Source organism: Alkalihalobacillus pseudalcaliphilus (genome assembly GCF_028610675.1).
Taxonomy (GTDB): domain Bacteria; phylum Bacillota; class Bacilli; order Bacillales; family Bacillaceae_D; genus Alkalihalobacillus; species Alkalihalobacillus pseudalcaliphilus.
Window position 1 is genome coordinate 46,825 of the sequence record NZ_JAQQWS010000011.1, and the last position, 13,551, is coordinate 60,375.

Sequence of the window (13,551 nt, forward strand, 5' to 3'; positions counted from 1 at the left end):
CATTAGCCAACAAAATAAAGTCGCTAACGCCATTAAAAAAAGCATGACGGCAAGCTTGTTATAACTTTTCCAATCTTTATCTCTTGCACATTTGTCCCGTTTAATTTATAGTTGTTCTAAATAAGTTGTTAAAAATCAACGCATAAGCATGGATTTTTTTAACGATGACTAGTATAATATTTAGTAGAAAGGAGTTGTTCAAAATGTCAGCATCTGTTGAAACTATTGACCAAGTCAAAGAGGTATTAGATAAGCTTCGCCCTTTCTTGCTTCGTGACGGTGGAGACGTTGAACTTGTAGATGTTACGGACGAAGGTATCGTTCAAGTTCGTCTATTAGGTGCATGCGGCTCTTGCCCAAGCTCAACTATTACTTTAAAAGCAGGGATTGAGCGTGCTCTTCTTGAAGAAGTACCTGGAATCACTGAAATCGAGCAAGTATTTTAATGAACGACCAAACGCCTGAATCACTGGATTCAGGCGTTTTTTTCATCGAACTATATTTAGACATTAGAAATATTGATTATATAACTGCTCAGCTTCTTGGAGTGAAGTAAAAATCGCATCATCTGCTTCAATCGGATGATAGAAATCATACAGAAATAAAGACATTTGCTCTGGTTTTTCTGGGTTGGGCAAAATCGTTGCTTCTTGAATAGTGGCAACTGTTTGCGTATGAGGATTTCGATAAATAACATACACCGACTGGCCCTCATAGAGTTGATTTAGATCAAGCATTTTCTTACCTCCCTTAATCATTTCATTAAGGTTGTTTTACCCCACTTCCCAACTATTATTCCTCACACAGGCTCCAATCATAATCTTTAACTGATCTCTTTTTTTCTACCATTTAATACATATTCAACGTGTAAGCCTTGCGTATCTGGCTGTAATATTTCCACTTCAAAAGCAGGATACTGTTCTTGTAAGACCTGCTGTATGAACTTACCTTTACTTGCTGGAACTAGACATAACATCGTAGGACCTGCTCCACTTAAGGCTGCACCATATGCTTCTGTATTTTTTTGAACATACTCCATTACGTCTTGAAGATGCGGAATTAATTGCCCACGGAAAGGTTGATGAAATTCATCGCGGGCCATCATTTTACCGACAAGCTCCCAATTCTTTTGAAAAATAGCGGCCACTAGCACATTAGCCACACTACTCCCCCGAATAGCTTTGCGAAAAGGTAGCTCCTCTGGTAAGATTCCCCGAGCAACTTTTGTTTTTAATTCATCAGGAGGGACAAGTAGAACCAATTCTATCTCTGGTACACCAACATGAACAACATCTGTCTCGTTCTCTGTATGTGTACCAATCGTTAAACCTCCGTAAATGGATGGTGATACATTATCGGGATGCCCTTCCCACAAACTCGCAAGTCTAACCTTCTCTGTGACCATTAACTGTAAATCTAACACCTGGTTCGCAAGCTCTATGCCAGCAACTATCGCTGAGGCACTACTCCCCAAACCTCTTGCTAATGGTATCGTACTTTCCATTTGGACGGTATAAGGTGCGAGTTGTTTCCCTTTTAATTGAGCAATATGTTCTGCCACTTGATAAATTAAATTATCCTTGCCTGCAGGAATCCCTTCCAAATTTCCAGAATTAGCTTGGAAAGACCATTGGTTCGCCTTATCTACTATAAGCGTTAAATAACGATTTACCGCTAAACCAATAGAATCAAAACCAGGGCCAAGATTTGCTGTACTAGCAGGTACCGTTATTTTAATTGGAAACCGACTCATTGCATGACACCGCCCTTTATGTGGGCAAGAAAAGCTTCCATGTCATTTGGAAGTACAGTCGGTTTAACCGTAATTGTATCCATTGCGGTACTTGGATCCTTTAATCCGTTGCCTGTCAGTACACAAACAACCTTTGATCCTTTCTGTATTTTCCCTGCTTTGATATGCTTTTTCAAACCAGCAAGTGATGCGCAGGAAGCAGGCTCTGCAAAAATCCCTTCCTCCTTTGCCAATAGTTGATAAGCTTCTACTATTTCTGAGTCTGTGACATAATCAATTTCTCCATTTGATTCCTCAGCAGCTTTTACTGCAAAATTCCAGCTCGCTGGATTACCGATTCGGATCGCGGTCGCAATCGTCTCTGGTTCTTCGATTACTTTATTTCTTACAATCGCTGCGGCACCTTCTGCTTCAAACCCATGCATTTGCGGTAATCCCGTTCCTTTTTTTTCATGGTACTCTTTAAATCCCTTCCAATAAGCAGTAATATTTCCCGCATTACCAACGGGAATGACCAATATATCTGGTGCCTCTCCTAACGCATCACAAATTTCAAATGCTGCTGTCTTTTGACCTTCAATGCGATAGGGATTGACCGAATTTACAAGAGTAACAGGCTCTGTCTCACTAATCGCTCTAACAATATCTAATGCCTGATCGAAATTCCCCTTTATCTCAATAACTTCTGCCCCATACATAACAGCCTGAGCTAATTTCCCTAAAGCAATCTTCCCTTCTGGAATAACCACGATACAACGTAAGCCTGCTCTGGCACCATACGCCGCTGCAGCCGCTGATGTATTGCCAGTAGAAGCACAAATAATCGTCTTACTACCTTCTTCTTTTGCCTTGGCAACCGCCATAACCATTCCTCTATCTTTAAATGAACCAGTCGGGTTTGATCCTTCGTATTTTACATACAAATCAACACCCCAATCCTTAGATAAAACCTCTAAAGGAATCAATGGTGTATTACCTTCATGTAAAGTTAACGCAGGGGTATCGCTATTGACTGGTAAAAATTCTTGATATTCCTTTATTAAACCATTCCAACTGCTCATATTAATGTCCTCCCTCAACCCGATAGCTGCTTTCTAGTGATTGAACAACAGATAGTTCTGCCAAACGATTTAATAATCGTTCGTAGTTTTCTTTGTTGGTTTGATGTGTAACAATAATTACCTCAGCTGCTTCTTCTTTTTCGAGCGGCAACTGTAATAGTTTTTCAAAACTCACTTCATGTTCAGCAAATAATGAGGTAATCGTTGAGAATGTTCCCGTTCGATCAAGGGCTTTTAAGCGAATAAAATATTGAGATTCGATTTCTTTTTCGCCCTTTAACACACAATCATGCAGAGGCCCTTGAAGCTGCTTTCCATTAACACCGAGTCGCATATTCCGGATCACCTGTACTAAATCCGACATAGCTGCTGTTGCAGTCGGCAAAGAGCCTGCACCTGGTCCATAGAACATCGTCTCACCAACGGCTTCACCATAAACATATACCGCATTAAATTCATTATTAACAGCCGATAGAGGGTGTTCATTTGGTAACAAGGTTGGTTGCACACTGACTTCAATGCGATTCTCATCACGCTGAGCGAGACCGATTAATTTCATTGTATACCCTAGTTGCTTTCCGTAATAAAGGTCTGCATCTGAAACATTTGTAATCCCCGTTACACTGACATCATTTAGCTTTACCTGAGCCGAGAACCCCAGTGTAGCCAAAATAGCCATCTTTCTTGCTGCATCTAAACCTTCAACATCTGCTGTTGGATCACTCTCTGCAAACCCTAACTTCTGAGCCTGCTCCAATACATCATGATAAGAGCTTCCTTCTTGACTCATTTTCGTTAAAATATAATTCGTCGTCCCATTAACAATCCCCATCATTTTTGTAATCCGATCAGCAGATAAGCCATCAGATAATCCCTTTAAAATGGGAATCCCCCCAGCAACGCTTGCTTCATAAAATAAATCACACTGATTTGCAGCAGCCGTTTGTAAAAGCTCCGATCCATATAAAGCCATTAGATCTTTATTAGCGGTGACCACATGTTTTTTTTGATTTAATGCGTCTATTAATACCTTCTTCGTATCTTCGATTCCACCCATAACTTCAACAATGACATCTATATTTGGATCGGATAACACATCTTCCACATTCTCTGTAAGAATACCTTCTTCTATTTGAACCGATCTTATCTTTTCAAGATCTCGAACTAAAACTCGCTTTACTTCAACAGCACAGCCAACTTTATGCTGTAACTCTTCTTGATGACGTTGAATGATTTCAACTACACCACTACCAACAGTTCCTAAGCCAAGTAACCCAACCCCTACTACCTTTGCCATAAAACCACTCCACTCCTATCAACACAAGATGTTCCCCTTGAAAATACAATTGTTTATCTATAAAGGACATTATATGCCTCTTCCCTTACAAAAACAAGAGTAATTTACCTACTTTCTAAATATTCTTTTAATAATTTTATTATCTTTATATAAAAGTTCCCCTATAGCTGACATGCTCTTCTTCGCTTTTCCTACAACAAAGCACTGCGTTTTGTCGACTCAATAACGGCCCAAAAACAAAGTCCGAAAGGTCAAATTATCTTGATAATGATCATGACTCATTGAACTTTCATACAAATCCACATGGCAAAGCCCCATTCAATTCGCCACCAACAAATATCAAAGTAGTGGCGACTATTTAAACTGTTGGCACGTTTACAACTCCATCACTATGAGGAGTCGTACGAACAAAAAGGGAGCAGTTTCCTGTTAAGGTCATCTATCGAAAGATGGAGGACCAGCTAACTTCAAGGCACAACCCCTTGCACCTAAGTTACACTTTCGTACAAAACAAAAGAAGCTCATACCTCCTCAAAAAGAGATATAGCCTCCTTCTTTACACCCAATCAATTCTTGGTGTTCTCCCGCTCATCCTAGGGAGCTTTACTTTTTCTTGGAACACTTGCAAAAATAACTCATTTTCCTTCTCGTGGTCTAATAATTGCCCGAAATTCTGACCAATTTCTAACCTCTCTTCTCTAATCTGACTTCGATAATAATCTTCAATCGTCTCAAAATAATGAACTGGGAATAACAACCTAGCATACATCAATCGCCAAGCATAACTTGTAAGTTGCTCATGCTGACCATAACCCTCTAAGAAAGGATCTAATAACTCACTATTGCGTTGTTGCAATAATTCAATCCTCTTCGAGCGAATCCACTCGGCAATATCACGACAAGGATGATCAAACACAAATTCAGATGGACATTTCACAATTCCACCTCGGTCAGACAGCGGCAACCATGTTTGTTGATGAAAACGGCGATGACAAATGGTACCTACTTCATATTCGCTACTTCTGTCATCTAAATTAGCGTCGACAACATACTGTATCGCATTTTCCGTGATCCCCATATAATAAGGGTACGTATACAAAAACATCTCATCGATGGTCGTTTGCGGGCCTTCATTACTTACTTGAAAATACCACTCTTCCAGTTGCTCCAATCTTCTTTTCCACAGGTTTGGCCATTGTCCAAAATAGTCAAACTGCTTCCTATTTACATTAGCTTGTTTGCCATAATGGTGAATGATAGCCAAATGCTCACCATATTCAAAGTCATTTTGTAAATCTAATACGGTTCTCTCTTCTTGATTAGGGATTTTAAATACATACACATCTTGACCATCAATAAAGCCGCTGTTTTTATTTAATTTGGTCGGTACTAGTTGTAAAACTGTCGTATCCCCTATAGAACGTAAATATTCACTATAGTACAACATTTCTTCTTCCGTCGAAGCTAATTGCTGTTTTGGGAATAACATATATTGATCTGTCTCTGTTCTAAACCCATCATAAAAACCAAGTCGACATTGCGAATCACAATACAGACCATAATAATCATAAATATTCCTCTCAAACATGCATTCACCACCTTTTTACATCAGCCCACTAATATAGTCTATGACCCAAAGCATAAAAAGTTTACGCCCACCGTAAACTAAGTAGAAGAGAGTTTTTAATTATGTAACCTTCGATACATGATTAATAAAAAATGTTCGAAAGGGGGATTTTTTATGTCTGAAAAGAAAGAGTATGGAATGGTGGAAAAAGCAGCAAGAGATTGGTTAACAAAACGAGGCGTTCGTATAGAAGATATTGCTGATCTCGTTTATTTTTTACAGGTGAAATATCACCCTGACTTAACCTTAGATACTTGTATTGAAAATGTGGAACGTGTGATAAGAAAAAGGGAAGTACAAAATGCCATCTTAACAGGGATTCAATTAGATATAATGGCAGAAGAAAAGAAATTATTTGCGCCATTACAAGGTATTATTGAGCGTGATGAGAGCTTATATGGTGTCGATGAAATCATCGCTTTATCCATTGTTAATGTGTATGGTTCCATTGGATTTACGAACTATGGATATATTGATAAACAGAAGCCTGGCATTCTTGAGATGCTTAATGATAAATCTAGTGGCGAATGTCATACCTTTTTAGATGATATTGTTGGAGCCATTGCTGCTGCCGCCTCTAGTCGTCTCGCCCACCGTATCGCTAATGTTGAGTAACAGCCAGCAAAAATTAGACAGAAGGCCAGAGTACCTGCACTTAGGATTCTGGCCTTTTCATTTTATTTATGATTTGAAGTTCCAATCGGCTAAACTAGCGAGAGTAAATGTTGGTTGCTGCTCTTTCTTAGCTAATTGCTCAAACGAGGTTACTCCTGTATGAACACATAGAGTATCAATCCCAGCCTGGATACCAGCTAATATATCGGTATCATAATTATCACCAATCATCAATGTCTCTTCTTTAGGCAAATCTAATACCTCTAATGCCTGTTCTACAATTATTTTTTCTGGTTTACCAATAAAAATAGGCTGTACGCCTGTCGATACGGCAACGACAGAAACAATTGAACCACAGCCTGGCATTAAACCACGCTCAGTCGGCAACGCAACATCACCATTCGTTGCAATAAATATTGCACCTTTACGAACTTCTAACGTTGCTAAAGCAAGCTTTTCATAGGTTATCTCTCGGTCTAGTCCCATGACAACAAAATCGGCATCCGATTGAACAAGTTGGTGTCCTTCTTCTTGAAGTGCTTGTCTTAGTCCTTTTTCACCGATTACATGGATTTTCGCCTTTTTTTGTCGTTCTGTAACATAACGAGCGGTCGCCATACTCGTTGTAAAGATATGATTGGTTGTAGCCGGAATATCCATTGATTGTAATAATGCCGCAACATGCTCCGGTGGTTTTGTGGAATTATTCGTCACAAATAAATAGGATAATCCTCGCTTCTCCAGTTCCTTTACAAATTGAACAGCTTCGTCGATTTTCTCATTCCCTCGGTAAACCGTTCCGTCTAAGTCTATTAAAAACCCTTTGTATTGTTTCATTTGTTTCTCCTTTTTCATATGAAAGTTAGCGCGAACATGGAGCGTTACTCGTCGCTACAGAAATGCTCGATCCGCGTCCTGTAAAAGATAACTTTCATCCTTGTTGGTGGGGGAGCTGGTTTTGGCTTCACCATGCGTGTATAAACGGTAAGCAAAGCTCAAAAAGACCATAAGTTTCGTTAACCTATGGCCTTTTCAGTATCAAGCTTCGCGAATAATATCATTACGCCCGTATGTCCATGCTTGTTTATTCGTCTAATCATGCGTTTTTTATTGTGTATACACAAGCAGCATGATTGTCCTTTGCTGCACATGTTTCTCTGACGACATGATCAGTATTTAATAAATTCTTAAATAGCTTCTTCTCACAAGAGCATGCAATGTGGTAATCCTTCGCCACCTTTGCAATCGGACAATTATACTCTATAAAACGGTAGTCTCCATCCGCGGCTTGTTCCCATTCAACCATGTAGCCATTTTCATCTTGAATTTTGGCTAAAGCGGCAATTCTCTCTTCCAAACTTCCTTGAACAATTTCTTTATATTTATCTTCTAAGCGTTCTCTCCGCTTTTCAAAAAGCTCTTCAATGACTTGATTGCCGTTTAGAGATTCAAGGTCTTTTAAGAATTCTAATGATAAAGCTCCATAATTACGTGGGAAGCTTTCCTCTCCACTCTCTGTTAAATAATACTTATAACTAGGTCGGCCCATTGATTGTTTCTCAAGTCTAGCTTGAATTAATCCTTCCGTCTCTAGCCCTTGCAAATGTCGCCTGACAGCCATTTCTGTTATTCCTAACTCATTGGCAATATCAGACACCGTACGCTCTTTATGTCTCTTGATGAGTGATAAAATAACCTGACGTGTCGAACGTGTTTGCTTACCCATGGCCATCACCACCTTTATCCTTATTGTATGCGATGTAGGGATTTTTGCAAAGGTTTTGCTCGTTTCCTTCTTTTTACTCTTGAGGCAAAAAGGCAGAAACAGGACCTAATTCTTCCACCAAATACCTTCGAATCTGTTGTGGAAATCCTGAAATAGACGCAAAAGATTTACGATATTGATTCCAAATAGGTTGATGATCAATTTCTATAAAGGCTTGGACTAAAGGCTTTCTTAATAGGATTAAAGCTTTTAATGAGAGGCCATCCGACTCTTCCATCACTTTTTCGTCCACTAAAATATCAATAATATCTTCATAACTACCTGGATCTCTCATAATAAAACCATCAATCATACTGTTACCCACATCAATAATCGATTCAATTAATAAATAATTGACCCTTTCTAAGGCCAACTTCTCATACGTATTAAATGTATGAAGTTCTCGCTCAGTTGGAAACGTTTTTAAAAGCTCTTCAATAAAATGTAACGTCTTTTCAATTTTTTCACGATTAACGAAATACATCCTTATCACCTTGTTTCTCAGATTTATGGGTTTAAGAACTTACATAATGAATAACTGGATAAAAAGAAAAAAGAATGCTCACTCTAAAGCGTAGGAGGTGCTACAATGTTTTTCAATCAAGATGAACCAAAAGATTTCGACAATGTAGAAGAAGCAAAAGAAACCATTCTACCCGAGGATTTACCAGAAGGAGCTTACGGTTCTCCTTTTAAAAAAGATGAGACTGTAACAGGTAAAAGCTCACCATGGGAAGAAGGCCAGCATGCGAATAGTGCCTTTACGTATGAAAACAAACAGCTTCATCGTAACCACCAACGATTAGATCCTAGTAGTCACCCGACCCACCAAGAAAAAAAATAATAAAAATCCCTAAGGCACTCATGTCTTAGGGATTCCTCATATGTTCAACTGTTCAAGGCTCACATTCACGACTATAGAGCTTTGTGTGGTCATCCCTTGACTCTTTTTAATACAAAATAGGCACAGCCAAAGTTACAATATTCATATAAATAATCATCCAATGTACTGATTTTAGTATCAAACGTGGATTTCTTATGCTTATCGTCAAAAAAACCACGTAACCGAAGCTGATTATAGCCCCAATCCCCGACAATATAGTCGTACTTATTTAATACCTCACTATACCGTTCTTTAAAGGCCTCTTCATTCCAGCCATCTTTCACATCTTCAATCAGTTCAAATTGCATTGATTGAAGTCGGACCATAATCCATCACCTCACTTATTCCTACTCTATATTGTACCATATCTAAGCGATTTCACCTATAAGCTTTCCGATATTACCATTTCAAACCTACTGAGCCCCCGTCATTTCCTCGAAAAGAAAAAGGAATAGAGGAGCAACCTCTTATTCCTTTTTTCTTTAACCTTTAGTTAGCGTTTCTTCTTGTGCCTTCTTTGCTTCACTTCGAACTTGTGCTTCATTCACTTGTTCGTCCGCATGGTAAGATGAACGTACTAATGGACCTGCTTCACAGTGGCTAAACCCTTTACTTAAAGCAATTTCTTTTAACTCTGCAAATTCATCTGGATGATAATATTTAACAACCTTTAAATGTTTTTTAGTCGGTTGTAAATATTGTCCAATAGTCACGATATCAACATCGTGAGCACGTAAATCATCTAGCGTTTCAATAATTTCTTCCTTTGTTTCACCTAAACCAATCATAATCGATGACTTTGTCGGAATATCTGCGTGCATTTCCTTAGCACGACGTAAAAATTCTAACGTACGGTCATACTTTGCTCTCGCACGAACCCTTGGTGTTAAACGACGGACAGTTTCAATATTATGATTCATAATATTGGGCCTTGCATTCATTAATGTTTCTAGACTCTCACGATTGCCTAACATATCTGAAGGTAATACTTCAATCGTACAGAAAGGATTTCTTCTGCGGACTGCACGAACGGTTTCTGCAAATACCCCAGCACCACCGTCTTTCAAATCATCGCGAGCAACTGCTGTAATAACAACATGCTTTAATCCCATTTGTTCAACTGATTCGGCCACACGTTCTGGTTCTTGTAGATCTAATTCATTCGGCAGACCCGTTTTAACCGCACAGAAACGACAGGCACGGGTACATACATCCCCTAAAATCATAAATGTAGCCGTCTTACGAACTGCCCAACATTCATGAATATTAGGACATCTAGCTTCCTCACAAACCGTATGTAATTTCTTTTCACGCATCATTTTCTTTAGACCCGTGTAAGATTCATTCGTATTTAGTTTGATTTTTAACCATTCTGGTTTACGGATATGTTCTTCTTTTTTCGCCAACCTTACTCACCATCCACTATAAATTTCTGGATAAAGTAAAATTCTTGATACTTTTTCCAACATTTTCACTCTTTATATACTTTATCATGAATGTCCTCAAACAACCAACCGCTTTATCTTAAATTTACCATTGATTCACATCCATTTTTTTAGGATTTCGTTACATACTAAAAGGTGAGTTCAACGTTACATTAATTTAGAAAGGAGACCAGCTTATGAGGAAATTCCTGCCCTCTCTTATTATCACCCTTCTTACATGTCTATGGATAGCATCAAATGGCCAGGCGGCTGAACAAGAATTAACACTAGAAGAAAGAAATTTAGAGCGCCTTCACTTATATCAAAAAATAGAAGCGTTAACTAATATCCCTTGGTATTATATCGCCGCAGTAGATACGTATGAGCGCGGTGTAAGGAGAGCTCTAAGAGACCGACCACGTGAGGAAGGCTTTATTTCTATCTTTTATTCACCGAACCAATGGGCTGGTCCATTAAACCCTAACCTAGATGATCAAGACCCTTTATCAATCAGTATGTTTGGCGGAATTGGTCTAGATGGTAACGGCGATGGAATTGCTGATCGAATGAATGATGAAGATATATTATATACGTTCGCAAACCATTTAGAGCAATATGGATTTAGCTCAGAGGACTTCCGAATTGCCTTATGGGACTATTATCAACGAGAACAATCGGTCACCATCATTTCTGGCCATGCCCGCCTTTATGAGAAATATGGACATTTAGATCTTCACGATCATGCTTTTCCGCTTCCTCTCCGCTCCAACTATAGCTATCGGAGTACATGGGGAGATAGACGCGGTTGGGGCGGTCGTCGAATTCATGAAGGTACCGATATTTTTGCAGGCTATCAAGTTCCCGTTCGCTCCACAGCATTCGGTATCGTAGAGATAAAAGGTTGGAATATTTATGGCGGCTGGCGCGTTGGAATTCGCGACTTAGATAATATCTATCATTATTACGCCCACTTAAGCGGGTTCGAAAAAGGAATTGAAGAAGGTGCTATCGTAGAACCTGGACAAATAATCGGTTATGTTGGAAGCTCTGGTTATGGAAAACCAGGCACACAAGGTAAATTCCCACCACATTTACATTATGGCATGTATCGAGATAATGGTTTTATTGAATGGTCATTTGATCCTTTCCCGTCATTAAAAAATTGGGAGCGACAAGGTTTTCAAAAACTTCGCTCTGGAAATTAAATAATCAAGGCCTCAAGCATATATACTTGAGACCTTGTTATTGTTTATATGGCTTTATTCTTCTTTTTAGTGGCCTTTACCGCATTCCAAATACTTAAAGCCATTCCTCCCCAAAGGAGAACCATACTAATAATCATTAAAGTAATCGCACTTCCACTCATATTATTTAGCCTCCTTTTCAAGCTCTTTTGAATCGGTTTCGGCTTCTATGATATTTTTTTTCCATTTGATTAGTGATAATAAGAAACCAAGTATAAGCACTCCGACCGCCGCAGCTATTCCCGTTGAAAGAAGGAACCCAGTAGATAAGCCTTCATAATTTTCTTGAATGTTCTGCATAACATTTAGTACAAACATATACCCTAACACGATTGGTGTAATAATTCCTAAACACACTTTCCACCACCAACCAATACGCATATCTGATACACCATTTGCATGTTCTTGGAATTCTGGTAGCTTTCTTAAGAACCAAGACACCAAGATTACCGAGACTAAGCCTGCAAAAGCAATACCGAATTGATTAATGAAGTAATCGACCGCATCTAAAATATACAGTCCTGAATGTGTCGCATATATCAAGGATACGAGTGCAGAAAGGCCTCCACCAAAGAGCACTGCTTTTGTTCGTGATACTTGGAATTTATCTTGAATCCCAGAAATATACGTTTCGATAATTGATATTAATGATGTTATCCCAGCCATAACGAGTGAACCAAAGAATAAGACGCCAAAGAGTCCATTCATTCCAGGGAAACTATTAATAATTTGCGGGAAGACAACAAAGGCTAAACCAATACCTCCTGCTGCTACCTCATTCACACCTACACCTTGCTGGAAGGCCATAAAACCAATCGCAGCAAATACTCCAATACCTGCTAATAATTCAAACCCTGAGTTTGTAAAGCCAGTTATAAATGCATTATTATTAATATCTGATTTTCTTGATAAATAACTCGAGTACGTTATCATAATAGCAAAACCAACCGATAGACTAAAGAAAATATGACCATAGGCAGCTAACCAAACACTTGGGTTTCTCATCGCCTCCCAGTCAGGACGGAAAAATTGCTCTAAACCTAAAGCAGCACCTTCCAGAGTAACAGCCCGAATCACTAGAATTAAGAACATTACAAATAATACAGGAATAAAAATCCGGTTGGCTAGTTCAATACCTCTTCTTATACCTCTAAACATAATAACTAATGTTACTGCCCATACGAGCACTAATGGTATAAGTACGTTTGGGACAAAGCCACCCAGCTGTCCAGGCACATCTGCAACATGTAAGTAAGAGCCAAATAAGAAGCCTTCCGTATCAGCTCCCCAACTTTGATTAATGGAGAAATACGTATAAGCAATCGCCCATGCAATAATCACTGCATAGAAGGTAGATATCACAAAGGATATACTAACTTGCCACCAGCCCAACCATTCCGTTTTCCGGTTCATTCTTGCATACGATAATGGTGCTGAACCGCGGTACTTGTGCCCGATCGTAAACTCCATGATTAATAAAGGTATACCTGCTGTTAAAAGTGCAAATAAATAAGGAATGAAAAAAGCTCCTCCACCATTCTCATACGCCACATAAGGAAAACGCCAAATATTTCCTAATCCAACCGCAGAGCCAATTGCAGCCATAATAAAACCAGCTCTCGTACCCCATTGTTCTCTACCTGCCATAAAACACCTCTCCATTTCTAGAAAAGATATAATAGAATATCGACCTATCTTTCCCGAATTATCTGAAAATATAAATGGCACTTACTTTTTCTGTCTATTTTATGCAAGTCCATTTTAGTTTAGTCTTATTTTTCAGACTATTCAATATCTTATTATAATTATTTAGTCGAAATTTGTCAAAAGAAATAAATACCAAAAATAGACCCATGACCGAAGTCACGATATAAAACAGACA

Annotated in this window: 16 protein-coding genes; 4 read left to right on the forward strand and 12 right to left on the reverse strand. The window is 38.8% G+C overall.

Annotation, left to right across the window (positions count from 1 at the left end):
- The first annotated feature begins 164 nt into the window (after window positions 1-164).
- Complete coding sequence (locus tag PQ479_RS17810; protein WP_420535562.1) at window positions 165-446, forward strand: NifU family protein; 282 nt, start codon at window positions 165-167, stop codon at window positions 444-446.
- A 63-nt stretch (window positions 447-509) separates the two neighbouring features.
- Here the strand turns inward: PQ479_RS17810 and PQ479_RS17815 are convergent, their stop codons facing one another.
- The 5 genes from PQ479_RS17815 to yutH all read right to left on the reverse strand — a co-directional run bounded on the left by PQ479_RS17815 (window position 510) and on the right by yutH (window position 5,699).
- Window positions 510-737, reverse strand: coding sequence for a transcriptional regulator SplA domain-containing protein (locus PQ479_RS17815; RefSeq protein ID WP_047987376.1), 228 nt, complete (start codon window positions 735-737; stop codon window positions 510-512).
- Between the two features lie 86 nt (window positions 738-823).
- Window positions 824-1,753 carry a homoserine kinase gene (gene thrB / locus PQ479_RS17820; RefSeq protein ID WP_047987375.1) on the reverse strand — a complete coding sequence of 310 codons (930 nt, stop codon included), beginning with the start codon at window positions 1,751-1,753 and terminating at the stop codon, window positions 824-826.
- The gene (thrC, locus tag PQ479_RS17825; RefSeq protein ID WP_047987374.1) at window positions 1,750-2,814 is read right to left on the reverse strand and encodes a threonine synthase; all 1,065 of its coding nucleotides are present in this window, start codon (window positions 2,812-2,814) and stop codon (window positions 1,750-1,752) included. Before thrC ends, thrB begins: the two co-directional genes overlap by 4 nt.
- Window position 2,815: 1 nt before the next feature.
- Window positions 2,816-4,111, reverse strand: coding sequence for a homoserine dehydrogenase (locus tag PQ479_RS17830; protein ID WP_047987373.1), 1,296 nt, complete (start codon window positions 4,109-4,111; stop codon window positions 2,816-2,818).
- A 556-nt stretch (window positions 4,112-4,667) separates the two neighbouring features.
- Window positions 4,668-5,699, reverse strand: coding sequence for a spore coat putative kinase YutH (yutH, locus tag PQ479_RS17835; protein ID WP_047987372.1), 1,032 nt, complete (start codon window positions 5,697-5,699; stop codon window positions 4,668-4,670).
- 153 nt (window positions 5,700-5,852) lie between these two features.
- On the opposite strand from yutH, the gene PQ479_RS17840 reads away from it, so the two are divergent.
- Window positions 5,853-6,353 (forward strand): phosphatidylglycerophosphatase A family protein, encoded by a 501-nt coding sequence (locus PQ479_RS17840; protein ID WP_047987371.1) that lies wholly within the window; start codon window positions 5,853-5,855, stop codon window positions 6,351-6,353.
- A gap of 66 nt (window positions 6,354-6,419) precedes the next feature.
- Here PQ479_RS17840 and PQ479_RS17845 read toward each other — a convergent pair whose 3' ends face one another.
- From PQ479_RS17845 to PQ479_RS17855, 3 genes are all read right to left on the reverse strand, one after another.
- The gene (locus PQ479_RS17845) at window positions 6,420-7,190 is read right to left on the reverse strand and encodes a TIGR01457 family HAD-type hydrolase (protein ID WP_047987370.1); all 771 of its coding nucleotides are present in this window, start codon (window positions 7,188-7,190) and stop codon (window positions 6,420-6,422) included.
- A 259-nt stretch (window positions 7,191-7,449) separates the two neighbouring features.
- Window positions 7,450-8,079 carry a helix-turn-helix transcriptional regulator gene (locus tag PQ479_RS17850; RefSeq protein WP_047987369.1) on the reverse strand — a complete coding sequence of 210 codons (630 nt, stop codon included), beginning with the start codon at window positions 8,077-8,079 and terminating at the stop codon, window positions 7,450-7,452.
- A 73-nt stretch (window positions 8,080-8,152) separates the two neighbouring features.
- Window positions 8,153-8,602, reverse strand: coding sequence for a DUF86 domain-containing protein (locus PQ479_RS17855; RefSeq protein ID WP_047987368.1), 450 nt, complete (start codon window positions 8,600-8,602; stop codon window positions 8,153-8,155).
- 105 nt (window positions 8,603-8,707) lie between these two features.
- Here PQ479_RS17855 and PQ479_RS17860 point away from each other — a divergent pair, with 105 nt between their 5' ends.
- Entirely contained in the window at window positions 8,708-8,962 is a 255-nt protein-coding gene (locus tag PQ479_RS17860) for a hypothetical protein (protein WP_047987367.1), read from the forward strand.
- 89 nt (window positions 8,963-9,051) lie between these two features.
- Here PQ479_RS17860 and PQ479_RS17865 read toward each other — a convergent pair whose 3' ends face one another.
- Complete coding sequence (locus PQ479_RS17865; RefSeq protein ID WP_047987366.1) at window positions 9,052-9,327, reverse strand: YutD family protein; 276 nt, start codon at window positions 9,325-9,327, stop codon at window positions 9,052-9,054.
- Between the two features lie 156 nt (window positions 9,328-9,483).
- Window positions 9,484-10,407 (reverse strand): lipoyl synthase, encoded by a 924-nt coding sequence (gene lipA, locus PQ479_RS17870; RefSeq protein ID WP_047987365.1) that lies wholly within the window; start codon window positions 10,405-10,407, stop codon window positions 9,484-9,486.
- A gap of 215 nt (window positions 10,408-10,622) precedes the next feature.
- On the opposite strand from lipA, the gene PQ479_RS17875 reads away from it, so the two are divergent.
- Window positions 10,623-11,630 (forward strand): M23 family metallopeptidase, encoded by a 1,008-nt coding sequence (locus PQ479_RS17875; RefSeq protein WP_047987364.1) that lies wholly within the window; start codon window positions 10,623-10,625, stop codon window positions 11,628-11,630.
- 44 nt (window positions 11,631-11,674) lie between these two features.
- On the opposite strand, the gene PQ479_RS17880 is transcribed toward PQ479_RS17875, so the two are convergent.
- Entirely contained in the window at window positions 11,675-11,791 is a 117-nt protein-coding gene (locus PQ479_RS17880) for a MetS family NSS transporter small subunit (protein WP_273717133.1), read from the reverse strand.
- Window position 11,792: 1 nt separating this feature from the next.
- Window positions 11,793-13,316 (reverse strand): sodium-dependent transporter, encoded by a 1,524-nt coding sequence (locus PQ479_RS17885; RefSeq protein WP_047987363.1) that lies wholly within the window; start codon window positions 13,314-13,316, stop codon window positions 11,793-11,795.
- Window positions 13,317-13,551: the final 235 nt, after the last annotated feature.

What these genes read in the sequence shown, in the direction of transcription:
- PQ479_RS17850 (WP_047987369.1), bottom strand. Translation starts at nt 8,079, where the DNA reads ATGGGTAAGCAAACACGTTCGACACGTCAGGTTATTTTATCACTCATC.
- PQ479_RS17840 (WP_047987371.1), top strand. Translation starts at nt 5,853, where the DNA reads ATGTCTGAAAAGAAAGAGTATGGAATGGTGGAAAAAGCAGCAAGAGAT.
- PQ479_RS17860 (WP_047987367.1), top strand. Translation starts at nt 8,708, where the DNA reads ATGTTTTTCAATCAAGATGAACCAAAAGATTTCGACAATGTAGAAGAA.
- PQ479_RS17885 (WP_047987363.1), bottom strand. Translation starts at nt 13,316, where the DNA reads ATGGCAGGTAGAGAACAATGGGGTACGAGAGCTGGTTTTATTATGGCT.
- PQ479_RS17865 (WP_047987366.1), bottom strand. Translation starts at nt 9,327, where the DNA reads ATGGTCCGACTTCAATCAATGCAATTTGAACTGATTGAAGATGTGAAA.
- PQ479_RS17830 (WP_047987373.1), bottom strand. Translation starts at nt 4,111, where the DNA reads ATGGCAAAGGTAGTAGGGGTTGGGTTACTTGGCTTAGGAACTGTTGGT.
- PQ479_RS17815 (WP_047987376.1), bottom strand. Translation starts at nt 737, where the DNA reads ATGCTTGATCTAAATCAACTCTATGAGGGCCAGTCGGTGTATGTTATT.
- PQ479_RS17845 (WP_047987370.1), bottom strand. Translation starts at nt 7,190, where the DNA reads ATGAAACAATACAAAGGGTTTTTAATAGACTTAGACGGAACGGTTTAC.
- thrB (WP_047987375.1), bottom strand. Translation starts at nt 1,753, where the DNA reads ATGAGTCGGTTTCCAATTAAAATAACGGTACCTGCTAGTACAGCAAAT.
- yutH (WP_047987372.1), bottom strand. Translation starts at nt 5,699, where the DNA reads ATGTTTGAGAGGAATATTTATGATTATTATGGTCTGTATTGTGATTCG.
- PQ479_RS17875 (WP_047987364.1), top strand. Translation starts at nt 10,623, where the DNA reads ATGAGGAAATTCCTGCCCTCTCTTATTATCACCCTTCTTACATGTCTA.
- PQ479_RS17810 (WP_420535562.1), top strand. Translation starts at nt 165, where the DNA reads ATGACTAGTATAATATTTAGTAGAAAGGAGTTGTTCAAAATGTCAGCA.
- PQ479_RS17880 (WP_273717133.1), bottom strand. Translation starts at nt 11,791, where the DNA reads ATGAGTGGAAGTGCGATTACTTTAATGATTATTAGTATGGTTCTCCTT.
- PQ479_RS17855 (WP_047987368.1), bottom strand. Translation starts at nt 8,602, where the DNA reads ATGTATTTCGTTAATCGTGAAAAAATTGAAAAGACGTTACATTTTATT.
- thrC (WP_047987374.1), bottom strand. Translation starts at nt 2,814, where the DNA reads ATGAGCAGTTGGAATGGTTTAATAAAGGAATATCAAGAATTTTTACCA.